This is a genomic window from Rugamonas violacea, from assembly GCF_016461825.1.
In the GTDB taxonomy this organism is placed as follows: domain Bacteria; phylum Pseudomonadota; class Gammaproteobacteria; order Burkholderiales; family Burkholderiaceae_D; genus Rugamonas.
This window is the reverse complement of record NZ_JAEMNU010000034.1, coordinates 1-22,197: the sequence shown is the minus strand read 5'-3', so window position 1 is coordinate 22,197 and position 22,197 is coordinate 1. Positions and strand designations below refer to the sequence as shown.

Below are 22,197 nucleotides of genomic sequence, written 5' to 3'. Positions count from 1 at the left end.
TCCGCCAATTGAGAGCCGCCATGTCCAATATCGATACCATCCCCAGCAGCCTGACCATCACCCGCCCGGACGATTGGCACCTGCACCTGCGCGACGGCGCCACCCTGGCCAGCGTGCTGCCGCACAGCGCGCGCCAGTTCGGCCGCGCCATCGTCATGCCCAACCTGAAGCCGCCGGTCACCACCACCGCCGCCGCCGCCGCCTACCGCGAGCGCATCCTCGCCGCGTTGCCGGCCGGCATGGCCTTCGAGCCGCTGATGACTTTGTATCTGACCAACAACACGCCGCCCGACGAAATCCTGCGCGCCCAGGACAGCGGCATCGTCCATGCCGTCAAGCTGTACCCGGCCGGCGCCACCACCAATTCCGACGCCGGTGTGACCGACCTGGCCAATTGCTACAAGACGCTGGAAACCATGCAGGAGGTCGGCATGCCCTTCCTGGTGCACGGCGAGGTGACCGACCCGGACATCGACCTGTTCGACCGCGAGGCGGTCTTCATCGAGCGCGTGCTGCGCCCGCTGCGCCGCGACTTCCCGGCGCTCAACATCGTCTTCGAGCACATCACCACCAAGGACGCGGCGCAATACGTCGCCGAGGCGGACGGCCCGATCGCCGCCACCATCACCGCCCACCACCTGCTGTACAACCGCAACGAGATCTTCAAGGGCGGCATCCGGCCGCACTACTACTGCCTGCCGGTGCTCAAGCGCGAAGAACACCGCCTGGCGCTGATGACCGCCGCCACCAGCGGCGACGAGCGCTTCTTCCTCGGCACCGACTCGGCGCCGCACGCCCAGGGCGCCAAGGAGGCGGCCTGCGGCTGCGCCGGCTGCTACACCGCGCTGCACGCCATGGAGCTGTACGCCGAGGCCTTCGAACGCGCCGGCGCGCTCGACAAGTTGGAAGGCTTCGCCAGCTTCCACGGCCCGGCCTTCTACGGCCTGCCGCGCAACGGCGACACCATCACCCTCAAGCGCGAGGCCTGGACCCTGCCGGAGACGCTGCCGCTGGCCGACCAGCTGGTGGTGCCGCTCAACGCCGGCGAAACCATCAACTGGAAAATGGTCTAGGGCGTGCTTGCCGCAATCGACTGGTCGCGTCCCTGGTACGACGCGATCCGCACCGCCGCCACCTTGGCGGCCGGCGCGGAAGGCTACATCGACAACCGCTTCATCGACAAATTTTGCGCCCAAGCGGCGGCGCTGGATTTGTGTAATCATCAGGGCTTGCCCTTGCGCTTTGTGGCGCAAGGCGAGCTGCCCGAGGGCACCGCCTACGAAGCCTTCATCGGCGCCACCGGCGGCGTGCCGACGCGCGACAACCTGCACGATTTTTTCAACGCGCTGGTGTGGCTCAGCTTCCCGCGCATCAAGGTGACGCTGAACGCGTTGCAGGCGGCGCAGATCGCCCGCGACGGCGTCGGCAAGTCGCGCGGTCCGGCGCGCGACGCCGCCACGATCTACGACGAGAACGCGGCCCTGCTGGTGGTGCGCGACAACGCCGCCGGCCACGCCCTGGTCGAGGCGCTGCGCGGCCACCGCTGGAGCGAGGTTTTCGTCGAGCGGCGCGCCAGTTTTGCCGCCGACGCCCAGTTGTGGCTGTTCGGTCATGCGCTGATGGAAAAGCTGGTGGCGCCGCGCAAGGCCATCACGGCGCACACCCGCGTGGTGCTGGCCGGCGACGACTACTTCGCGCTGGACGGCGCGGCGCGGCGCGCCTGGCTCGACGCCCACGAGGCGGACGCGCTGGCGGCGCGGGACCTGGGCACGGCCGATTTCACGCCGTTGCCGGTGCTCGGCGTGCCGGGCTGGTGGCCGCGGCAGGACCAGGCATTTTATGACGACGTCAGCGTGTTCCGGCCGAAACGGGGCGCCCCGGCGGAGTGACACGACAGGCCGCCGCGGCGGCAGAAAGTAGAACATGAGCCACACCATACGCTGGGGTATTCTGGGAACCGGCAAGATCGCCAAGGCCTTCGCCGCCGCGCTGAAAGACACCCCCGGCGCCGAGCTGGCGGCGGTGGCCTCGCGCAGCGTCGCCAGCGCCGCCGCCTTCGGCCTGGAGTTCGGCGCCGCGCGCAGCCACGGCAGCTATCAGGCGCTGGCCGACGACGCCGACGTCGACGTCGTCTACATCGCCACGCCGCACCCCATGCACCACGAGAACGCGCTGCTGTGTCTGCGCGGCGGCAAGGCCGTGCTGGTGGAAAAATCCTTCACCATGAACCGGCCCCAGGCCGAGGAAATCATCGCCCTGGCGCGGCAGAAAAACCTGTTCGTCATGGAGGCGATGTGGACCCGCTTCCTGCCGGCCGTGCAGGAGGCCAAACGCATCGTCGCCAGCGGCGAGATCGGCCAGGCCGTCAGCCTGAACGCCGACTTCGGCTTCGCCGCCGACTTCCCGCCCGAGCACCGCGTGCTCAACCCCGAGCTGGGCGGCGGCGCCCTGCTCGACCTGGGCATCTACCCGCTGTCGATGGCCGCCTTCTTCCTCGGCGCCGTCGAGTCGGTGCAGGCGCAGGCGCAGATGGGGCCGACCGGGGTCGACCTGCAGACCGCCTTCTCGCTGCGCCACCAGGGCGGCGCCCTGTCGGCCTGCAGCTGCAGCCTGCGGGCGCGCACGCCGACCGAGCTGACCATCTCCGGCAGCAAGGGCTTCGTGCGCCTGCACGACCGCTTCCACAACACCGAGGAGATTTCGGTCACCTTGGTCAACGGCGCCGCGCGCAGCAGCCGCACCATCGTGCTGCCGCGCAGCGGCAACGGCTACGCCCACGAGGCCATCGAGGTGGGCCGCTGCCTGCGCGCCGGCCTGATCGAAAGCCCCATCATGCCGCACGCCGAAACGCTGGCGCTGATGGGCGTGCTCGACACCATCCGCGAGCAGATCGGCCTGCGTTACGGCGCCGACCGCGTCGGCAGCTAGATCCCAATGCCGCCAAGTTAAGCAAACCCGCAGGCACAATCTGGGGTCAGACCCGCAGGGTCCGACCCCGGCTCTGTGCCCCTGGGTGGTTTTTATAGCCGCCGGCGCCTTCAATGAGCGCCAAATCCGCCATTCCCCAGAGCGCCCGCCTAGGCGCCGACCGAGCCCCCAGCGGGCTCACCGAGACAGAAAGAAGACCATGTTCACCACCGACCGCGCACCGTCGCTCAAAACCGTCCTGCTCGCCAGCGGCCTTATCCTCACCCTGGCCATGGGCGTGCGCCACGGTTTCGGCTTCTGGATGCAGCCGATCTCGCAGGCCAACGGCTGGACCCGCGAGACCTACTCGCTGGCGCTGGCCGTGCAGAACCTGATGTGGGGCGTGTTCGGCCCCTTCGCCGGCATGGCGGCCGACCGCTTCGGCACCATGCGCGTGGTGCTGGTCGGCGCGTTGGCCTACATGGGCGGCCTGGTGTGGATGGCGCTGGTGACCAACGCCACCTGGTTCGTGCTCGGTTCCGGCTTGCTGATCGGCTTCGCCCTGGCCTGCACCGCCTTCGGCGCGATCAGCGGCATCATCGGCCGCACCGCCACGCCGCAGCAGCGCTCCTGGGCCTTCGGCGTGTCCGGCGCCGCCAGTTCCTTCGGCCAGTTCCTGATGATGCCGGTCGAGCAGCAGATGATTTCCGCGCTGGGTTGGCAGGCCGCCTTCTACTTGCTGGCGGCGCTGGTGGTCCTGGCGATGGTGCCGATGGCCTTTTTCCTGCGCGAGCCGGCGGTGGCGCACCACCACGGCCCGCAGCAGAGCATCGGCGAGGCGATGGGCGAGGCGTTGCGCAACCGCTCCTTCCTGCTGCTGGTGGCCGGCTATTTTGTCTGCGGCTTCCAACTGGTGTTCATCGGCGTGCACCTGCCGGCCTACCTGAAGGACAAGGGTCTGGCCAACGGCAACATCGCCGTGATGGCGCTGGCCTTGATCGGCCTGTTCAACATCATCGGCTCCTACCAGGCCGGCAAGTTGGGCGGACGCCTGCCCAAGCGCTACCTGCTGTCGGCCATCTACTTCATCCGCGCGGCGGTGATTTCGCTGTTCCTGCTGGCGCCGCTGAGCGCCTGGTCGGTGTATGCGTTCGCCGCCGCGATGGGCTTGATCTGGCTGTCGACGGTGCCGCTGACGAATGGCGTCATCGCCGGCATCTTCGGCGTCAAGCACATGTCGATGCTGGCCGGCGTGGTGTTCTTCTCGCACCAGGTGGGCAGCTTCATCGGCGTCTGGTTGGGCGGCTACCTGTTCACCAAGTTGGGCAGCTACGACATGGTGTGGGCCATCAGCATCGGCCTGGGTGTGATGGCCGGCCTGATCAACCTGCCGATCGACGAGCGGCCCTTGGTGCGCAAGGGCGGGCTGGCGGCGGCATGAGCGCGCCGCTGAAACGCTGGCTGCCGCGGCTGGCGCTGGCCGCCGTGCTGGCGCTGGTGTTCATCGCCTATCTGCGGCCGGATTTCATGTTCGACCTGGCCAACCGCTTCACGCTGTGCTTCTAGCGGCGGCGGGGGCGTTCTATGTGCCGGTGTCCTGCGCAAAACCCAGCGGCGTAAATCTAGGGACGGACCCCGAGGGGTCCGTCCCTGGCTCTCCGCCGTTGGGTGGTTTTGGCGCACCCTGCGCGCGAACTTCACAGCTCAGTACCCGGCCTAGACCTTGAGAAACTCCTCTTTGCCGCCCAGCCAGCGGGCCAGGTGGGCCTCCACCGTGGCCGCCTTGTCCGGCGTGCTGGCGTGCAGCAGGTCCTGCGCCACGTCGCGCGCCTGGTCGACCAGCCAGCCGTCCGTCTCCAGGTCGGCGAAGCGCAGCATCGCCTGACCCGACTGGCGCGCGCCGAGGAATTCGCCGGGGCCGCGTATCTCCAGATCGCGGCGGGCGATCTCGAAGCCGTCGGTGGTCTCGCGCATCGTCATCAGGCGCTGGCGCGCCACACCGCCCAGCGGGCCCTGATACAGCAGCAGGCAGACGCTGGCCGCCGAGCCGCGACCGACCCGGCCGCGCAGTTGGTGCAGCTGCGACAGGCCGAAACGCTCGGCGTGTTCGATCACCATCAGCGAGGCGTTCGGCACGTCGACCCCCACCTCGATCACCGTGGTGGCCACCAGCACGTGCACCTGGCCGGCGCTGAAGGCGTCCATCACCTCCTGTTTTTCAGCCGTCTTCATGCGGCCATGCACCAGGCCGACCGCCAGGCCGGGCAGCGAGTCGGCCAGCATGGCGTGGGTGTCGGTGGCGGTTTGCAGCTGCAGCGCCTCGGACTCCTCGATCAACGGGCAGACCCAGTACACCTGGCGGCCTTCCTGCGCCGCCGCGTAGACCCGTTCGATCACCTCGTCGCGCCGGTTCTGGTCGATGGCGCGGGTGACGATCGGGCTGCGGCCGGGCGGCAGCTCGTCGATCACCGACACCTCCAGATCGGCGTAGTAGGTCATCGCCAGGGTGCGCGGGATCGGCGTGGCCGACATCATCAGTTGGTGCGGCACGGCGTTGACGTCGCCCTTGTTGCGCAAGGTCAGGCGCTGGCCGACGCCGAAGCGGTGCTGCTCGTCGACGATCACCAGGCCCAGCTTGGCGAATTGCACGCCGTCCTGGATCAGCGCGTGGGTGCCGATCACCAGTTGCGCCTCGCCCGACTCGATCAAGGCGTAGGCGGCCAGCTTGTCCTTCTTTTTCAGGCTGCCGGTCAGCCAGGCCACCTTGACGCCGAGCGGCTCCATCCACGCCGCGATCTTGCGGAAGTGCTGGTCGGCCAGGATCTCGGTGGGCGCCATCAGCGCCGCCTGGAAGCCGCTGTCGATGGCCTGCGCGGCGGCCAGCGCCGACACCACCGTCTTGCCGCTGCCGACGTCGCCCTGCAGCAGGCGCTGCATCGGATAGGGATGGCGCAGGTCGGCGCGGATCTCGTCGAGCACGCGCTGCTGGGCGCCGGTCAGCTGGAACGGCAGCGCCGCCTGGAAGGCCTGCGACAGCGCGCCGACGCTCTTCAGCGCGGCGGCGCCCTTGGAGCGGCGGGCGCGCTGGGCGCGCTTGAGCGAGAGCTGCTGGGCCAGCAGCTCGTCGAACTTCATGCGCACCCAGGCCGGGTGCGAACGGTCGGCCAGGGCGTGCTCGTCGACCTGCTGCGGCGGATAGTGCAGCAGCTTGACCGAGGGTTCGAAGTCGGACAGGCTCATCTCGGCGCGCAGCTCGGCCGGCAAGGTGTCGGTCCAGTCGATGCGCTGCATGGCGTCGTTGATGGCGCGCCGCAGGATCGGCTGCGACAGGCCCTCGCCGGACGGGTAGACCGGCGTCAGCGAAGTGGGCAGCGGGGCGCCCTCGTTGACCACCTTGTAGGTCGGGTGCACCATCTCGGCGCCGAAGAAGCCGTGTTTCAGCTCGCCGCGCGCGCGCACCCGGGTGCCCTCGGCCAGTTGCTTGACCTGGCTGCCGTAGAAGTTCATGAAGCGCAGTTGCAGGTCGCCGCTCGCGTCGGCGATGTGCACCAGCAGCTGGCGCCGCGGCTTGAAGGTGATTTCGTTCTTCACCACCAGGCCCTCGACCTGGGACGACTCGCCGCCGTGCAAACAGGCCTCCTCGATGCTGATGACCTGGGTCTCGTCCTCGTAGCGCATGGGCAGGTGCAGCACCAGGTCCATGTCGGTGCGCAGGCCGAGTTTGGCCAGCTTGGCCTCCGGGCTGACGACTTTCTTGACTGTTTTTGGCTTCGGAACGGGCATATTCGGGCGTTTTGCGGGCGTTTTCAGGCGCTAGCGTAAAATAGAGGGTTGGCCGTCGCGCAGCGAGGCCGATATTGTAAGGCTTGCGCGGGATCGCGGCATAGTGTGCGCGATCCGGGCGCCGTTCGCATTTTCCTCACACCGTCTAGAAGTTTGCCCATGTACTCGCTTTCCGATTTCGATTTTAACTTGCCGCCAGAGCGCATCGCGCAATTTCCCCTGCCGGACCGCAGCGCCTCGCGCCTGCTGCACCTCGATGGCCAGCAACTGGTCGACCGCCAGTTCGCCGACATCGTCGACCAACTGCAGGCCGGCGACCTGCTGGTGATGAACGACACCCGCGTGCTGAAGGCGCGCTTCTTCGGCGTCAAGGAGAGCGGCGGCAAGGTCGAGGCGCTAGTCGAGCGCGTGCTCGACGAGCGCACCGTGCTGGCCCAGGTGCGCGCCTCCAAGTCGCCGCCGCCGGGCTGCAAGATCCGCCTGGCCGACGCCTTCGACGTCACCGTCGGCGCGCGCGCCGGCGAGTTCTTCACGCTGCACTTCGACGCCGACGTGTTCGAGCTGATCGAGGCGCACGGCCGCCTGCCGCTGCCGCCCTACATCGAACACACGGCCGACGCCTTCGACGAGACGCGCTACCAGACCGTGTTCAACAAGGTGCCAGGCGCCGTCGCCGCGCCCACCGCCGGCCTGCACTTCGACGAGAAACTGCTGGCGCAACTGGCCGCCAAGGGCGTGCGCTTCGCCTACGTCACCCTGCACGTCGGCGCCGGCACCTTCCAGCCGGTGCGCGCCGAGGTGCTGAGCGAGCACAAGATGCACACCGAGTGGTACACCCTGCCGCAGGCCACGGTGGACGCGGTGCGCGCCACCCGCGCCGCCGGGCGCGACGTGGTGGCCGTCGGCACCACCAGCCTGCGCGCGCTGGAGTCGGCCTCGCAGAGCGGCGAACTGCTCGCCGGCAGCGCCGACACCGCGCTGTTCATCACGCCCGGCTACCTGTTCAAGACCGTGACCCGGCTGATCACCAACTTCCACCTGCCCAAGTCGACCCTGCTGATGCTGGTCTCGGCCTTCGCCGGTTACGCCGAAATCCGCGCCGCCTACGCCCACGCCATCGCCAGCGAATACCGCTTCTTCAGCTACGGCGACGCCATGCTGCTGACCACCCAGTCGCGGCAAGCACAGAAAAATTCATCGAATAACTCATCGAATAATTAAGAGAAGAGAAAAACGCTCATGTTGGAATTTAAACTCATCAAGACCGATACCAGCGGCCTGACCAAGGCCCGCCGCGGCACCGTCAAGCTCAACCACGGCGAAGTGCAGACCCCGATCTTCATGCCGGTCGGCACCTACGGCTCGGTCAAGGCGATGTCGCCGCTGGAACTCAAGGAAATCAAGGCCGAGATCATCCTCGGCAACACCTTCCACCTGTGGCTGCGTCCGGGCAACGACGTGATCGCCAAGTTCGGCGGCCTGCACGACTTCATGGCCTGGGACAAGCCCATCCTGACCGACTCGGGCGGCTTCCAGGTGTTCTCGCTGGGCGCCATGCGCAAGATCACGGAGGAGGGCGTGCACTTCAATTCGCCGATCAACGGCGACAAGCTGTTCCTCTCGCCCGAAGTGTCGATGCAGATCCAGCGCGTGCTCAACTCCGACATCGTCATGCAGTTCGACGAGTGCACCCCCTACGAGATCGAAGGCCGCCCGGCCACGCTCGACGAGGCGGCCAAGTCGATGCGCATGTCGCTGCGCTGGGCGCAGCGCTCGCACGACGAGTTCCACCGCGGCGGCAACCCGAACGCGCTGTTCGGCATCGTCCAGGGCGGCATGTTCGAGAACCTGCGCGACGAGTCGCTGGCCCAGCTGGAGGAGATCGACTTCCCCGGCCTGGCCATCGGCGGCCTGTCGGTCGGCGAGCCGAAGGAGGACATGATGCGCATGTTGGCCCACGTCGGCCCGCGCCTGCCGGCCAACAAGCCGCACTACCTGATGGGCGTGGGCACGCCGGAGGACCTGGTGGCCGGCGTGTCGAACGGCATCGACATGTTCGACTGCGTGATGCCGACCCGCAACGCGCGCAACGGCTGGATCTTCACCCGCTTCGGCGACGTCAAGATCAAGAACGCCCGCTACAAGGAAGACATGGCGCCGCTCGACGAGAGCTGCGCCTGCTACGCCTGCCGCAACTTCTCGCGCGCCTACCTGCACCACCTGAACCGCACCCAGGAGATCCTCGGCGCGCGCCTGAACACCATCCACAACCTGCATTACTACCTCGACATCATGCGCCAGATGCGCGAGGCGCTCGACGAGGACCGCTTCCACGCCTGGACCCTGCAATTCCACGCCGACCGGGCCCGCGGCGTTTGATCTCGGCGCCGCTAAGTCAAGCAAACCCAGAGGCAAAAACTGGGGTCAGACCCCGCGGGGTCTGACCCCGGCTCTCCGCCTTTGGGTGGTTTTCGCCGCCGCCGCCACCGTTCCAAGCAATAAATGTTGCAAGTCTTGTAAAAATTATGTTGGACCCCACCTAGCCGGCAGCCTTGGCTTCGCCGGCCAGTGCTAGAATACAGCGCTGTTTTTCAAACTAATTACCGGAGTTATCTGTGTTCATTTCCAACGCATACGCACAATCCCCACTCGACGCCATGGGCCTGAGCGGCAACATCACCAGCTTCCTGCCGATCATCCTGATGTTCGTGGCCATGTATTTCCTCATGATCCGTCCCCAGCAGAAACGCGCCAAGGAACAAAAAACCATGATGGACGCGCTCGCCAAGGGCGACGAAGTGGTCACCGCCGGCGGCCTGCTGGGCAAAGTCGCCAAGGTCAGCGAGGCGTACGTGACGCTGGAAGTGTCGACCGGCACCGAAATCGTTGTGCAAAAGAGCTCGATCACCATGCTGTTGCCTAAGGGCACGCTCAAGGCGCTGTAAGACCGGCGAGCACTTGGTCACGGGAACGGCCGCACCAGAAGCGCGGCCGTTTCCGTATGTTGCATCCGACGCCTAACACTGAACGTTGAACAATATGAATCGCTATCCAGTCTGGAAATACATCCTCATCGCCGTCGCCATCCTGCTGGGTGCGCTGTTTACGGCGCCGAACTATTTCGGCGAATCGCCGGCGGTGCAGGTCACCAGCGGCAAGTCGACCGTCAAGATGACGAGCGAGATGGCGGCCCAGGTCGCCGCCGTGCTGAAGAAGGAAAACATCGCCGCCGACGGCATCAGCTTCGACGGCACCGGCACCTACGCCTCGGTGCGCGCCCGCTTCGCCGACCCCGACACCCAATTCAAGGCCAAGGCCGTGCTGGAGAAGGATCTGAACACCGATCCGGCCGACCCGACCTACCTGGTGGCGCTGAACCTGCAGCCGAACACGCCGAAATGGATGCAAAGCCTGCACGCGTTGCCGATGTACCTCGGCCTCGACTTGCGCGGCGGTGTCCACTTCCTGCTGCAGGTCGACGTCAAGGCCGCGCTGAGCAAGCGCGTGCAAGGCATCCAGGCCGCCGCCCGTAGCGCGCTGCGCGACAAGAACGTGCGCCACGCCGGCATCGAGCGCGTCGGCGACACCATCGAGATCAAGTTCCGCGACGCCGACACCCGCAGCAAGGCCAAGGACGTGCTGTCCGGCCAGATGGCCGACCTGGCCTTCGTCGACAGCGGCGCCGGCGACGAGCTCAAGCTGCAGGTCAGCCTGAAGCCGGCCGCGCTCAAGCAAACCATCGACGACGGCGTCAAGCAGAACATCGCCACCCTGTCCAAGCGCGTCAACGAGCTGGGCGTGGCCGAGCCGATCATCCAGCAGCAGGGCGCCGACCGCATCGTCGTCCAGCTGCCCGGCGTGCAGGACGTGGCGCGCGCCAAGGCCGTCATCGGCCGCACCGCGACGCTGGAAGTGCGCATGGTCGACGACACCGTCACCCCCGGCACCGAGCTGTCCGCCGCGATCCCGTTCAACTCCGAGCTGTTCACCGTCGGCAAGGGCGTGCCGGTCGTGCTGACCAAGGACGTGGCGCTGACCGGCGACTACATCTCCAGCGCCACCGCCAGCTTCGACCAGAACCAGCAACCGGCCGTCAGCATCGACCTGAACGGCGACGGTGGCCGCAAGATGCGCGAAGCGACCCGCGAACGCGTCGGCAAGCGCATGGCCATGGTGTTGTTCGAGAAGGGCAAACCGGAAGTGCTGTCGGTCGCCACCATCCAGAGCGAACTGGGTAGCCGCTTCCAGATCACCGGCATGGGCAACGCCGAGAACGCCGCCGAGCTGGCGCTGTTGCTGCGCGCCGGCGCGCTGTACGCGCCGATGGACTTCGTCGAGGAACGCACCATCGGCCCGCAACTGGGCGCCGAGAACATCAGCAAGGGTCTGCACTCGACCATGTACGGCTTCGCCGCCATCGCCATCTTCATGATGTTCTACTACATGATGTTCGGCTTCTTCAGCGTGCTGGCGCTGGCCTGCAACCTGTTGCTGCTGATCGCGCTGCTGTCGCTGATGCAGGCCACGCTGACCCTGCCGGGCATCGCCGCGATCGCGCTGGCGCTGGGCATGGCGATCGACGCCAACGTGCTGATCAACGAGCGCATCCGCGAGGAGCTGCGCGGCGGCGCCTCGCCGCAGCAGGCCATTTCGGTCGGCTTCGAGCGCGCCTGGGCCACCATCCTCGATTCGAACGTGACCACCCTGATCGTCGGCGTGGCCCTGTGGGTGTTCGGCTCCGGCGCCATCCGCGGCTTCGCCGTGGTGCACTGCCTGGGCATCCTGACGTCGATGTTCTCGGCCGTGTTCATTTCGCGCGGCGTGGTCAACCTCTGGTACGGCCGCAAGAAGAAGCTGCAATCGATCGCCATCGGCACCGTGTGGGTGCCGGGCCTGTCGAAATAAGTATCGTCGCCGGCCGCCTCGCGCGGCCGGCAGCGCACTCCATACTCAGAGGATTTCATGGAATTTTTCCGGATTAAAAAAGACATTCCCTTCATGCGCCATGCGTTGATCTTCAACGTCATCTCGGCCTTGACCTTCGTCGCGGCGGTGTTCTTCCTGGTGCACAAAGGGCTGCACTTCTCCGTCGAGTTCAAGGGCGGCACCGTGATGGAGCTGAAGTACGCCAAGCCGGCCAACCTGGAAGGCATCCGCCATTCGCTCGAACAGATCGGCTACGAGCAGCCCGAGGTGACCAGCTTCGGCACCGCGCACGACGTCATGATCCGCCTGCCGATCATCAAGACGGTGGCCGGTTCGAACGCCTCGCAACTGGTGTTCGAGCAGCTGTGCAAGGCCGAGCAGGGTGGCCTCAAGCAGATCGACACGGTCAGCGCCAAGGGTGAGCACATCGTCAAATCCGGCTGCGTCAACGCCGCCGGCGCCGAAGCGGTGACCTTGCAAAAGGTCGAATTCGTCGGCCCGCAGGTCGGCGACGAGCTGGCCCAGAACGGCATGAACGCGCTGGCGATGGTGATCGTCGGCGTGATGATCTACCTGGCCGTGCGCTTCGAGTGGAAATTCGCCGTCGCCGCCATCATCGCCAACTTGCACGACGTGGTCATCATCCTCGGCTTCTTCGCCTTCTTCCAGTGGGAATTCTCGCTGACGGTATTGGCGGCGGTGCTGGCGGTGTTGGGTTACTCGGTCAACGAGTCGGTGGTGATTTTCGACCGGATCCGCGAGAACTTCCGCAAGCAGCGCAAGTCGTCGGTGCACGAGGTGATCGACAACGCCATCACCAGCACCATCTCGCGCACCATCATCACCCACGGCTGCACGCAGATGATGGTGCTGTCGATGCTGCTGCTGGGCGGCCCGACCCTGCACTTCTTCGCCATCGCGCTGACCATCGGTATTTGCTTCGGCATCTACTCGTCGGTGTTCGTCGCCGCCGCCGTCGCCATGTGGCTGGGCGTGACGCGCGAGGACCTGATCAAGCCGATCAAGGAAAAAGACGAAACGGACGGCGCGGTGGTATAAACGCCGGCATCGTCAGAGCAGTCGAATCCCTCCCCGCGTCGCCGCCGGGAGGGATTTTTCGTTCGGGGTCGCGGCGGCGGCCGGGTCTGGCGATACGCGAAAAAGGGCGCCAGGTCTGTTGGACCGGGCGCCCTTTAATCTTGCCGGAAGCCGCCGCCGGCGGTCTGTCTTCGCTGCCGGCGTCTTGGCTTCAGTGTTATTCAGTGTTAGTTTGCTGCCGATTGCAGCCCGGCCTGCGATGCGGCTTTCAGGTAGGCGGCCAGGTGGCCCAGCAGGCGGCCCAGGAAGACACCGTTGAACAAGCCGAAGGTGGCGCAGACGGTCACGGCGAACAGCGCTTCCTGGCGCAGGGCGGGCGACATGGCGAAGGCGATGGCGACGGCGTACTTGGCGCAGAAGATGGCCATCATCAAGGCCAGCGGCAACCAGCTGCCGCGCACCGTGACGCTGCCCTCGGCGCGGTTGACGTTGATGCGTTTGCCGTCGATCAGCTGCCAGGTCAGGCCGGTGCTCAGCGCCGCGCCGATGATCCAGGCGGCCAGTGGTGCGCCGTGCAGGCCGAAGCGGTTGGCGATGTCCTGCAGCGACAGGCCGAGCATGACGGCGGGGATGATGAACAGGGAGCGCAGGGTGACCGTGCGGTCCTGGCTGGCGGCTACACCACGGTAGACCAGGAAGCCCAGAATGGCCCAAACGTAGATAGGGGTGTGGCTGATGATCTGTTGCAGCATGGTGTTGCTCCTTGTTTGTGGGGTGTCGATGAGTGAACTATGCCTGCGGACGCGGCGGCGCACGGCGCGATGCGACGAAACGGCGCGGCGGACGCGCGAAGTGGCGCCGGACGGCGCGAAATGAATCGGCGCTTGATGGATCGCTGGGACGCCGGCAAGACCCAACGGCGACAACCAGGGTCAGACCCCCGGGGGTCTGACCCTAGCTCTTGCCTGTGGGGTTTGCCGGCAGCAGCGGCGCGGTGGCCTAGCCGCGCAGCGTCAGCGCCTTCATCGAGGCGGACGGGCACTCGCCGAACAGCTTGCGGTAGTCGCTGGAGAACTGGCTGAAGTTGCACAGGCCCCAGGCGCCGGCGACGTCGCCGATGGCGCTGCCGCGCGCGGCCGGGTCGTGCAACTGGCGCCGCACGCCGTTCAGCCGCACCATGCGCAGGTAGAGCATGGGGCTCATGCCCAGCACGTCCTCGAAGCAGTACTGCAAGGTGCGCCGGCTGACATGCACCTGCTCGCACAGCTCGGGCACCGAGATGCTCTCGGCGCGGTGGGCCAGGATGTACTCGCGGGCCCGCGCCACCACGCGTTGGCGGCGCTGCACGCTGGCGGCGGCGACCGGCTCGACGCAGCTGCGGTCGAGCAGCTCCAGCAGCGCGCCCAGCACCGCCTCCTGCCAGTGCGGCGCGGCCCGCGCGGCGCCGTTGGGGCCGGCCTGCGCCGGCGTGCCGTGGCCGTCCTCGCCCAGCAGCCCGGCCAGCGTCTGCACGCAGGCGGCGCGGGCGGCGCCGTCCACCTGCAACACCTCGGCCGCCTGCACCCGCTCCCAGTCGATCAGGCAGCCGCTGCGCGCGGCCGCCTCGGCCAGCATGCGGCGGCACACCACGATGCCGTAGATGCCGTAGGCGCTGGGCGTGACCAGTTCGAACTCCTGCTCGCCCGGCTGCACCATGATCCACTCCTGGCCGGCTTGGCGGCCGTTGATGCGGGTCGCCACCGGATGGTCGGGCAGGCCGAACCAGATGGCGCCCGGCCAGACCCGGCAGGATTGCCGCACGGCCTGGCTCAGGCTTTCCTTGAAGACTTGGATCTTGGGCATGCGCAACTCCACCAGGGCGCCGCGAAACAGGCCGGCGCTGATCTGGTCGTAGCTCTGCTGCCAGTTGGTCAGCTCGCCGGCCAGTTGGTCGGCGTCGTGGGCCAGCACGGTGCGCAGGGCCGCCGGACTGCGCAATTCCGGCGCACTGTGCAATATAGGTGTACCAATCTGGTGCATATTGTTTCCTCCTGAAATAGTCCCTGTTGCGCGGCGCCACACTCTGCGCCAAGTTTGCCGATTTTCGATAACGCCGGCCCGGCCCGGACTCCTATACTCGATTTTGTTGCAACTTCCATACCTGCGCCGAAGCTGGCACCCGCAGTCGGCACCCATCGCGACGTTTGTTCTTACTGGAGAAGAAAATATGAAGGCACATCAGGCATCCGGCGCGGCCCCGGCGCTACAGCAGACGCTGGGCACGGTCCAACTGTGGGGCATCGCGGTCGGCCTCGTCATCTCGGGCGAGTACTTCGGCTGGAGCTACGGCTGGGCCTCGGCCGGCACGCTCGGCTTCACCATCACGGCGCTGTTCATCGCCGCCATGTACACCACCTTCATCTTCAGCTTCACCGAGCTGACCACCTCGATCCCCCACGCCGGCGGCCCCTTCGCCTACAGCAAGCGCGCCTTCGGCCCGCTGGGCGGCTACCTGGCCGGCGCGGCCACGCTGATCGAGTTCGTCTTCGCCCCGCCGGCCATCGCGCTGGCCATCGGCGCCTACCTGAACGTGCAGTTCCCCGCCGTCGATCCGAAGACGGCGGCGGTCGGCGCCTACCTGGTGTTCATGACGCTCAACATCGTCGGCGTGCAGATCGCCGCCAGCTTCGAGCTGTTGATGACCCTGCTGGCGATCTTCGAGCTGCTGGTGTTCATGGGCGTGGTCGCGCCGGGCTTCTCGATGGCCCACTTCGTCAAGGGCGGCTGGTCCGGCGCCGACCACTTCAGCATCGCCTCGATCCCCGGCATGTTCGCCGCCATCCCCTTCGCCATCTGGTTCTTCCTCGCCATCGAGGGCGTCGCCATGGCGGCCGAGGAGGCCAAGGACCCGAAACGCTCGATCCCCATCGCCTACATCACCGGCATCATCACCTTGGTGCTGCTGGCCATCGGCGTGATGGTGTTCGCCGGCGGCGCCGGCGACTGGACCAAGCTGGCCAACATCAACGACCCGTTGCCGCAGGCGATGAAGGCGATCGTCGGCGAGAACAGCAACTGGCTGCACATGCTGGTCTGGCTCGGCCTGTTCGGCCTGATCGCCTCCTTCCACGGCATCATCCTCGGCTACTCGCGGCAGATCTACGCGCTGGCCCGGGAAGCCTACCTGCCGCGCTACTTCGCCAAGATCCACCCGCGCTTCAAGACGCCGCACCGGGCCATCCTGGCCGGCGGCGTGATCGGCATCGCCGCCATCTACAGCGACGAGTTGATCAAGATCGGCGGCCAGACGCTGACCGCCAACATCGTCACCATGTCGGTGTTCGGCGCCATCACCATGTACATCCTCAGCATGCTCAGCCTGTTCAAGCTGCGCCGCAGCGAGCCGGACATGGTGCGTCCCTTCCGCGCCCCGTTCTTCCCCGTCTTCCCGGCCATCGCGCTGGCCGGCGCCGGCGTCTGCATGGCCACCATGATCTATTACAACCCCTTGATCTTCGGCGTGTTCGCCGCGTTCATGGCCGGCGGCTACGCCTTCTTCCTGTCGACCCGCCGCAACCGCCAGGAGATGGCGCTGTACGACGCCGTTTGAACCCGCACCGAACCGCTTCCACCTTCACCGCAAAGGACCACACGATGATCGCAGCCTCCACCTTCCCGCTGAAACGCCTGGCCGCTGCCGCCTGCCTGGCCGTCCTGTCAGGCGCCGCCAGCGCCGCCGATCCGGCCCCGGCTCCGGCCGCCGCCGCGCCGGCGCCCGACTGGAGCAACAGCGGCAATGTCTCGCTGGTGTCGGACTACCTGTTCCGTGGCGTCTCGCAAAGCCAGGGCAAGCCGACCGCCCAGGCCACGCTGGACTTCGTCCACGTCAGCGGCTTCTACCTGGGCCTGTTCGGCTCGGGCGTCTCGCACGCCGCCTACAACAACGGCGGCGGCGCCGAGATCGACGTCTACGGCGGCTACCGCCACACGCTCAACGAGAGCAGTAACCTCGACGCCGGCCTGGTCACCTACTGGTATCCCGGCGCGCACTACGCGGCCGGCGGCGAGGACATCAAGTACCACACGCAGGACGCCAAGCTGGGCGTCAACATCGGCAGCTTCAACGCTTACGGCTGGGTCACCTTGAGCAAGCGCTGGTTCGGCTTCGCCGTCGACCCCTACAGCGGCAAGCTGGTCGACACGCGCGGCACACTGTACGGCGAGGTCAACTGGAATCCGGAACTGGCGCCCGGCCTGACGCTCAATCTGCACGCCGGCAAGCAGAACGTGCGCAACCTGGCGGCCTTCAACTACTTCGACGCCAAGGTCGGCGTCAGCAAGACCTGGGATAGTTGGGCGCTGTCGGCGGCGGCGGTCTACAACAGCGGCGACGCCAGCAAGAACGGCACGCCGTTGTGGACCTTCTTCGATGCCGACGGCAGCAGCCGCAACGTGGTCAAGACGCGTTTGCAGGTGATCGCGACGCGCAATTTCTAAGCGAGTGATCGAGGGCGCGGCGGCGCGCGATCCGCCCGCCACGCCGAATCAAACCCAACGGCGTAGTGCCGGGGTCGGACCCCGCGGGTCCGACCCCAGAGTTGCGCCGTCGGGTGGTCTTGAAGGCGCCGGCGCGCGAACTTGGCGGCATCACCCGCCGTGCCGGTTTTGTGAGAGACTCGAAAACAGAGCCGTGGCGCCAGAGCCGACGGCCGGGAGGCAGCAACGATGAGTAGTTTCGCACATAGCGTGGGCAGCCGGACCTACCAGTTCCGCGACCTGAAGGATTTGATGGCCAAGGCCAGCCCGGCCCGTTCCGGCGACTACCTGGCCGGCCTGGCGGCGGCCAGCGCCGAGGAGCGCGTGGCGGCGCAGATGGCGCTGGCCGAGCTGCCGCTGACGGTGTTCCTCAACCAGCTGCTGGTGCCCTACGAGGACGACGAGGTCAGCCGCCTGATCATCGACGAGCACGACACGGCCGCCTTCGCCCGCATCGCCCACCTGACCGTGGGCGACTTCCGCAACTGGCTGCTGGGCGACGCCGTCGACGAGCTGGTGCTGGCCGCCGTGGCGCCCGGCATCACGCCGGAGATGGCGGCGGCGGTGTCGAAGATCATGCGCATCCAGGACCTGATCCTGGTGGCCAGGAAGTGCCGCGTGGTGACGCGCTTCCGCAACACCATCGGCCTGGCCGGCCGCATGTCGACCCGGCTGCAACCGAACCACCCGACCGACGACGCCAGCGGCATCGCCGCCAGCGTGCTCGACGGCCTGCTGTACGGCAGCGGCGACGCCGTCATCGGCATCAACCCGGCCACCGACAACGTGCCGCAGGTGGTGCGCATCGTCAGCATGCTCGACGAGATCATCGCCCGCTACGCCATTCCCACCCAGTCCTGTGTGCTGACCCACGTCACCAACACCATCGCCGCCATCGAGCGCGGCGCGCCGATCGACCTGGTGTTCCAGTCGATCGCCGGCACCGAGGCGGCCAACGCCAGCTTCGGCATCAACCTGGCCTTGCTCGACGAATCGCGCCAAGCCGCGCTGTCGCTGGGCCGCGGCATGGTCGGCGACAACGTGATGTATTTCGAGACGGGGCAGGGCAGCGCGCTGTCGGCCAACGCCCACCACGGCGTCGACCAGCAGACCTGCGAGGTGCGCGCCTACGCGGTGGCGCGCAAATTCAAACCGCTGCTGGTCAACTCGGTGGTCGGCTTCATCGGCCCGGAGTATCTGTACGACGGCAAGCAGATCATCCGCGCCGGCCTGGAGGACCACTTCTGCGCCAAGCTGCTCGGCCTGCCGATGGGCTGCGACGTCTGCTACACCAACCACGCCGAGGCCGACCAGAACGACATGGACATCCTGCTGACATTGCTGGGCACGGCCGGCTGCACCTTCGTCATGGGCATTCCCGGCTCGGACGACATCATGCTCAACTACCAGACCACCTCCTTCCACGACGCGTTGTACGCGCGCCGCGTGCTGGGCCTGCAGCCGGCGCCGGAGTTCGCCACCTGGCTCAAGGAGATGGAAATTTTCACCCGCGACGACTACGTCACGCTGGGCACGGCGCTGCCGCCGGCGTTCCAGAGCGCCCTGTTGCGGCTGGCCTGAGGAGGCGACCGGCATGAGCAAGCAGAGTAAAGACACCGACCATCGGGAACCGGCGGCGGCCAGCGCCGAGGTGGTGACGGCCAATCCCTGGCAGGCGTTGCGCCGGTTCACGGCGGCCCGCATCGCGCTGGGGCGCAGCGGCGTGAGCTTGCCGACGGCGCCGCAGCTGGACTTCCAGCTGGCCCACGCGCAGGCGCGCGACGCGGTGCACCTGCCGCTCGACCACGCCGCCCTGGCCGCCGCGCTGACCGCAGCCAGCGGGCTGCCCTGCCTGGCGCTGCACAGCGCGGCGGAGAACCGCCACGTCTACCTGCAGCGGCCCGACCTGGGGCGGCGCCTGGACGACGCCTCGCGCCAGCTGCTGCAGGCGCACGGCGGCGCTGACTACGACCTGGCCTTCGTCATCGCCGACGGCCTGTCGGCGCTGGCGATCGAGCAGAACGCGCTGCCGTTTCTGCAGGCGATGCTGGCGCGGCTGGCCGCCGAGCGGTGGTCGCTGGCGCCGCTGGCGCTGGTGGCGCAGGGCCGGGTGGCGGTGGGCGACGAGGTCGGCCAGCTGCTCGGCGCGCGCGCCGTGGTGGTGCTGGTCGGCGAGCGCCCCGGCCTCAGCTCGCCGGACAGTATGGGGCTGTACCTGACCTGGGCGCCGCAGGTCGGCCTGACCGACGCCGGCCGCAACTGCATTTCCAACGTGCGCCCGGCCGGCCTGCGCTACGAGGAGGCCGCCTTCAAGCTGCACTACCTGCTCGACCAGTCGCGCCAGCGCCGCCTGTCCGGCGTGGCGCTGAAGGATGAAACGGGCGGCGCCGACGACGCGTTGGCCGGATCGCAGCGCAACTTCCTGCTCGACCTGGATTGAGGCGGCAGGGCCGCCGATGCGCGGCGTCGGAAGGGCTTGCATGCGGGCGCGACTGCCCGCACAATGCAGAGCCGCGCGCCGCTGCCGTCGGCGCCGCGCGGCCCGTCCACCCCATCCGAATGAGAGAGCGTCAATGAGTCGAACCGGCCGCCTGTTCCAGCTGATGGATGCGCTGCGCGGCTACCGCCGCCCGGTCACGGCGGCGCGCCTGGCCGAGCAGCTCGGCGTGTCCGAACGCACCATCTACCGCGACATCCAGACCTTGGCCGGCATGGGCGCACCGGTCGAGGGCGAGGCCGGCGTCGGCTACCTGCTCAAGAGCGGCTTCTTCCTGCCGCCGCTGATGTTCGGCGCCGACGAGTTGGAGGCGCTGGTGCTGGGCGCGCGCTGGGTGCGCCGCCAGGGCGACGAGGCGCTGGCCCAGGCGGCCAACAACGCGCTGGCCAAGATCGCCGCCGCCACCCCCAAGGACCTGCGCGACGACATGGCCGAGACCAGCCTGTGGGTGCCAATTGGCCTGCTGCCGACCGACGGCAGCGACAAGTTCGTGCGCCCGGTGCGCGAGGCGATCCGCCATCAGCATCGGCTGCGCATCGGCTACTGCGACGAGAGCGGCAACGCCTCGGAACGCCATGTCTGGCCGTTCGCGCTGGCCTTCCTGGAGGGGCGCCGTTTGCTGGCCGCCTGGTGCGAACTGCGCGCCGCCAACCGCCACTTCCGCATCGACCGCATCGCCAGCGTCGAGTCGACCGGACACCGTTATCCGGCGCGCCGCCACGAGCTGCTCAAGGTTTGGCGCGTCGAGCAAAACATCCGCGAAGACTCCTGACAGAAATTGACAACGGCCGGGCTTACGATGGACTCCTCACTCATCCACCGGAGCCTAGAAAATGCGCCTGTTCCACCACCCCGTCTCGTCCAACGCCCGCCGCGTCCTGATGACCGCCATCGCCCTCGACTTTCCGCTGGAGCTGACCGAAGTGAACCTGATGAGCGACGAGGACCGCCGTCGCCTCGTCGAGCTGAACCCCAACAGCAAAATCCCGGTGCTGCAGGACGGCGACTTCCTGCTGTGGGAATCCTGCGCCATCATGCAATACCTGGCCGACCACACGCCGGGCCAGACCCTGTACCCGCAGGACTTGCGCACCCGCGCCGACATCAACCGCTGGATGTTCTGGGGCTGCCAGCACTTCGCGCCGGCGCTCGGCGTGCTGACCTGGGAAAACATCTGGAAGGGCATGGTCGGCGCCGGCCCCGCCGATCCGCTGGAAGTGGCCCGCGGCGAGCGCGATGTTGCCGAATATGCTATTGTGCTTGACGGACATCTTTCTCAACGTCAATGGATTCTCGGCGATACCCTCAGCCTGGCCGATTTCGCCGTGGCGGCGCCGCTGATGTACCTGGAGCAGGCCAAGCTGCCGCTCGCCGAGTACGCCAACATCCTGGCCTGGTTCGGCCGCGTGCAGCAGCTCGATGCCTGGAAGAAGACCGTTCCGGTCTGGTAAGCAGCAATTTTCGCCTGTGTTAAACGGCGCACAGAGGGCGGCGTGCAAAGTTCGTATAGTGGGGTTGTCTCTTTCAGGAGATCCCTAGTTTTGGACTTTGCCCGCTACCAAGCGGGCTTTTTTTCGTCCGCGCGCGCCACGATTGAAAACGAAGGAGCTAGCATGAAAGAAGCAACCGCATCGACGTCGGCAGCCATCGCCGCCCCGGCCGCGCCGCCGGCCTATCAACGCTTTTTGCAGATGTGGCAGAGCGCGCCGCATGCCGAACCGGAACCGCCGCCTGAGCGCGCGCCGGCGCCCGCGCAGCAGCCGACGGCCGAGGAGGGCGCCGCCGGCGCCGCCTCGGCGCTGGCGCCGCGCCGGGCCGTCGGCCAGCAAGTTTCATGCTGCATGGTTTGAGTTGCCGCCACCGCCACCGCCACCGCCACCAATTTTCCCCTGCGCCGTCAAGCCGTCCCTCAGAGCGCTCCTCAGCCTTTCACCCTCCCGCCACACCGTAGCAGGCCCATCGCCTATTGCCCGTTTCAGTTGATATTTCGCCTATCTATATTCGAAAATTCCGCTAGCCCATATTCTTTTCAGAATACCCATCCGATTTTCCTGGTCATATAAATATTATAAATTTTATGGATATCCATAGAAGAATATTCAACCACTATTGCTATTGACGCAATATGTGCTGATATCTAAAATGGCCTCGTCGATGCTTATCGGCAATATCCATTCCGGTTATTTAAGGTGAGATAACGTCCGTCCATAAGACGGCGAATGATTTCATCTTGAATGCCGGTATTAATAAAATCATCAAGCGTAGAGAGCATAAACGAAAGAATTATCTTTAGAGCAAATGAGGCTGGTTTCAGGCGGTGAGGACGAGGCGCGAAGCTCTGGCTTCAATTGGAACAATCTCGGCGCTTGCCCACTCAAATGATAAATACCTATATGCTACTCTGATTAATGACTTCGATCTTTCTGAAAAAGAAAGTTACAAGGTAACTATTCAGCCGCAGCGAGCGCATCAATAAAGGGTTGTAAACCAAGCGGCTTTCCAGCATCATTCCGCTATGCCACCGAAACCAC

At 66.6% G+C, this 22,197-nt stretch carries 20 protein-coding genes; 17 read left to right on the top strand and 3 right to left on the bottom strand.

Annotated features, from left to right (window positions below):
- Positions 1-20: 20 nt before the first annotated feature.
- The 5 genes from pyrC (at position 21) to H7U20_RS30635 (ending at position 4,473) form a co-directional block, all read left to right on the top strand.
- Positions 21-1,073, top strand: coding sequence for a dihydroorotase (gene pyrC / locus H7U20_RS07045; RefSeq protein ID WP_199518900.1), 1,053 nt, complete (start codon positions 21-23; stop codon positions 1,071-1,073).
- 3 nt (positions 1,074-1,076) lie between these two features.
- Entirely contained in the window at positions 1,077-1,889 is an 813-nt protein-coding gene (locus tag H7U20_RS07040) for a DUF3025 domain-containing protein (protein WP_199518899.1), read from the top strand.
- Positions 1,890-1,923: 34 nt separating this feature from the next.
- Positions 1,924-2,928 carry a Gfo/Idh/MocA family protein gene (locus tag H7U20_RS07035; protein ID WP_199518898.1) on the top strand — a complete coding sequence of 335 codons (1,005 nt, stop codon included), beginning with the start codon at positions 1,924-1,926 and terminating at the stop codon, positions 2,926-2,928.
- 199 nt (positions 2,929-3,127) lie between these two features.
- Complete coding sequence (locus tag H7U20_RS07030; protein ID WP_199518897.1) at positions 3,128-4,348, top strand: MFS transporter; 1,221 nt, start codon at positions 3,128-3,130, stop codon at positions 4,346-4,348.
- Positions 4,345-4,473, top strand: coding sequence for a hypothetical protein (locus tag H7U20_RS30635; protein WP_255522484.1), 129 nt, complete (start codon positions 4,345-4,347; stop codon positions 4,471-4,473). The genes H7U20_RS07030 and H7U20_RS30635 overlap by 4 nt, the downstream gene beginning before the upstream one ends.
- Positions 4,474-4,623: 150 nt before the next feature.
- Here H7U20_RS30635 and recG read toward each other — a convergent pair whose 3' ends face one another.
- Positions 4,624-6,690 carry an ATP-dependent DNA helicase RecG gene (gene recG / locus H7U20_RS07025; protein ID WP_199518896.1) on the bottom strand — a complete coding sequence of 689 codons (2,067 nt, stop codon included), beginning with the start codon at positions 6,688-6,690 and terminating at the stop codon, positions 4,624-4,626.
- Between the two features lie 159 nt (positions 6,691-6,849).
- Between recG and queA the strand changes: the two genes are divergently transcribed.
- The 5 genes from queA to secF all read left to right on the top strand — a co-directional run bounded on the left by queA (position 6,850) and on the right by secF (position 12,675).
- The gene (queA, locus tag H7U20_RS07020; RefSeq protein ID WP_199518895.1) at positions 6,850-7,911 is read left to right on the top strand and encodes a tRNA preQ1(34) S-adenosylmethionine ribosyltransferase-isomerase QueA; all 1,062 of its coding nucleotides are present in this window, start codon (positions 6,850-6,852) and stop codon (positions 7,909-7,911) included.
- 18 nt (positions 7,912-7,929) lie between these two features.
- Positions 7,930-9,069, top strand: a complete 1,140-nt coding sequence (gene tgt / locus H7U20_RS07015; RefSeq protein WP_199518894.1) for a tRNA guanosine(34) transglycosylase Tgt — start codon at positions 7,930-7,932, stop codon at positions 9,067-9,069.
- Positions 9,070-9,305: 236 nt separating this feature from the next.
- Positions 9,306-9,635: a preprotein translocase subunit YajC gene (yajC, locus tag H7U20_RS07010; protein WP_199518893.1), complete on the top strand. Its 330-nt coding sequence runs from the start codon at positions 9,306-9,308 to the stop codon at positions 9,633-9,635.
- A 94-nt stretch (positions 9,636-9,729) separates the two neighbouring features.
- Entirely contained in the window at positions 9,730-11,595 is a 1,866-nt protein-coding gene (gene secD, locus H7U20_RS07005; RefSeq protein WP_199518892.1) for a protein translocase subunit SecD, read from the top strand.
- A gap of 57 nt (positions 11,596-11,652) precedes the next feature.
- Positions 11,653-12,675, top strand: a complete 1,023-nt coding sequence (secF, locus tag H7U20_RS07000; protein WP_199518891.1) for a protein translocase subunit SecF — start codon at positions 11,653-11,655, stop codon at positions 12,673-12,675.
- A gap of 206 nt (positions 12,676-12,881) precedes the next feature.
- Here the strand turns inward: secF and H7U20_RS06995 are convergent, their stop codons facing one another.
- Together H7U20_RS06995 and H7U20_RS06990 are read right to left on the bottom strand one after the other, a co-directional pair.
- Entirely contained in the window at positions 12,882-13,469 is a 588-nt protein-coding gene (locus tag H7U20_RS06995; protein ID WP_370593097.1) for a DUF6622 family protein, read from the bottom strand.
- Positions 13,470-13,653: 184 nt separating this feature from the next.
- Positions 13,654-14,673 carry a helix-turn-helix domain-containing protein gene (locus tag H7U20_RS06990; protein WP_199518889.1) on the bottom strand — a complete coding sequence of 340 codons (1,020 nt, stop codon included), beginning with the start codon at positions 14,671-14,673 and terminating at the stop codon, positions 13,654-13,656.
- A gap of 187 nt (positions 14,674-14,860) precedes the next feature.
- On the opposite strand from H7U20_RS06990, the gene eat reads away from it, so the two are divergent.
- The 7 genes from eat (at position 14,861) to H7U20_RS06955 (ending at position 21,516) form a co-directional block, all read left to right on the top strand.
- Entirely contained in the window at positions 14,861-16,243 is a 1,383-nt protein-coding gene (eat, locus tag H7U20_RS06985) for an ethanolamine permease (RefSeq protein WP_199518888.1), read from the top strand.
- Between the two features lie 44 nt (positions 16,244-16,287).
- Positions 16,288-17,130: a TorF family putative porin gene (locus H7U20_RS06980; RefSeq protein ID WP_199518887.1), complete on the top strand. Its 843-nt coding sequence runs from the start codon at positions 16,288-16,290 to the stop codon at positions 17,128-17,130.
- 228 nt (positions 17,131-17,358) lie between these two features.
- Positions 17,359-18,750, top strand: a complete 1,392-nt coding sequence (locus H7U20_RS06975) for an ethanolamine ammonia-lyase subunit EutB (protein ID WP_199518886.1) — start codon at positions 17,359-17,361, stop codon at positions 18,748-18,750.
- A 13-nt stretch (positions 18,751-18,763) separates the two neighbouring features.
- Entirely contained in the window at positions 18,764-19,609 is an 846-nt protein-coding gene (gene eutC / locus H7U20_RS06970; protein WP_199518885.1) for an ethanolamine ammonia-lyase subunit EutC, read from the top strand.
- A gap of 133 nt (positions 19,610-19,742) precedes the next feature.
- A complete protein-coding gene (locus H7U20_RS06965) occupies positions 19,743-20,438 on the top strand; it encodes a helix-turn-helix transcriptional regulator (RefSeq protein ID WP_199518884.1) in 696 nt (231 codons plus the stop codon).
- A gap of 61 nt (positions 20,439-20,499) precedes the next feature.
- Positions 20,500-21,117 (top strand): glutathione S-transferase family protein, encoded by a 618-nt coding sequence (locus H7U20_RS06960; RefSeq protein ID WP_199518883.1) that lies wholly within the window; start codon positions 20,500-20,502, stop codon positions 21,115-21,117.
- A 162-nt stretch (positions 21,118-21,279) separates the two neighbouring features.
- Positions 21,280-21,516, top strand: a complete 237-nt coding sequence (locus H7U20_RS06955; protein WP_199518882.1) for a hypothetical protein — start codon at positions 21,280-21,282, stop codon at positions 21,514-21,516.
- The last annotated feature ends 681 nt before the right edge of the window (positions 21,517-22,197 follow it).

What these genes read in the sequence shown, in the direction of transcription:
- eutC (WP_199518885.1), top strand. Translation starts at nt 18,764, where the DNA reads ATGAGCAAGCAGAGTAAAGACACCGACCATCGGGAACCGGCGGCGGCC.
- eat (WP_199518888.1), top strand. Translation starts at nt 14,861, where the DNA reads ATGAAGGCACATCAGGCATCCGGCGCGGCCCCGGCGCTACAGCAGACG.
- secD (WP_199518892.1), top strand. Translation starts at nt 9,730, where the DNA reads ATGAATCGCTATCCAGTCTGGAAATACATCCTCATCGCCGTCGCCATC.
- H7U20_RS06965 (WP_199518884.1), top strand. Translation starts at nt 19,743, where the DNA reads ATGAGTCGAACCGGCCGCCTGTTCCAGCTGATGGATGCGCTGCGCGGC.
- H7U20_RS07030 (WP_199518897.1), top strand. Translation starts at nt 3,128, where the DNA reads ATGTTCACCACCGACCGCGCACCGTCGCTCAAAACCGTCCTGCTCGCC.
- queA (WP_199518895.1), top strand. Translation starts at nt 6,850, where the DNA reads ATGTACTCGCTTTCCGATTTCGATTTTAACTTGCCGCCAGAGCGCATC.
- H7U20_RS06990 (WP_199518889.1), bottom strand. Translation starts at nt 14,673, where the DNA reads ATGCACCAGATTGGTACACCTATATTGCACAGTGCGCCGGAATTGCGC.
- recG (WP_199518896.1), bottom strand. Translation starts at nt 6,690, where the DNA reads ATGCCCGTTCCGAAGCCAAAAACAGTCAAGAAAGTCGTCAGCCCGGAG.
- secF (WP_199518891.1), top strand. Translation starts at nt 11,653, where the DNA reads ATGGAATTTTTCCGGATTAAAAAAGACATTCCCTTCATGCGCCATGCG.
- tgt (WP_199518894.1), top strand. Translation starts at nt 7,930, where the DNA reads ATGTTGGAATTTAAACTCATCAAGACCGATACCAGCGGCCTGACCAAG.
- H7U20_RS30635 (WP_255522484.1), top strand. Translation starts at nt 4,345, where the DNA reads ATGAGCGCGCCGCTGAAACGCTGGCTGCCGCGGCTGGCGCTGGCCGCC.
- H7U20_RS06960 (WP_199518883.1), top strand. Translation starts at nt 20,500, where the DNA reads ATGCGCCTGTTCCACCACCCCGTCTCGTCCAACGCCCGCCGCGTCCTG.
- H7U20_RS06975 (WP_199518886.1), top strand. Translation starts at nt 17,359, where the DNA reads ATGAGTAGTTTCGCACATAGCGTGGGCAGCCGGACCTACCAGTTCCGC.
- H7U20_RS07035 (WP_199518898.1), top strand. Translation starts at nt 1,924, where the DNA reads ATGAGCCACACCATACGCTGGGGTATTCTGGGAACCGGCAAGATCGCC.
- pyrC (WP_199518900.1), top strand. Translation starts at nt 21, where the DNA reads ATGTCCAATATCGATACCATCCCCAGCAGCCTGACCATCACCCGCCCG.
- H7U20_RS06980 (WP_199518887.1), top strand. Translation starts at nt 16,288, where the DNA reads ATGATCGCAGCCTCCACCTTCCCGCTGAAACGCCTGGCCGCTGCCGCC.
- H7U20_RS06955 (WP_199518882.1), top strand. Translation starts at nt 21,280, where the DNA reads ATGAAAGAAGCAACCGCATCGACGTCGGCAGCCATCGCCGCCCCGGCC.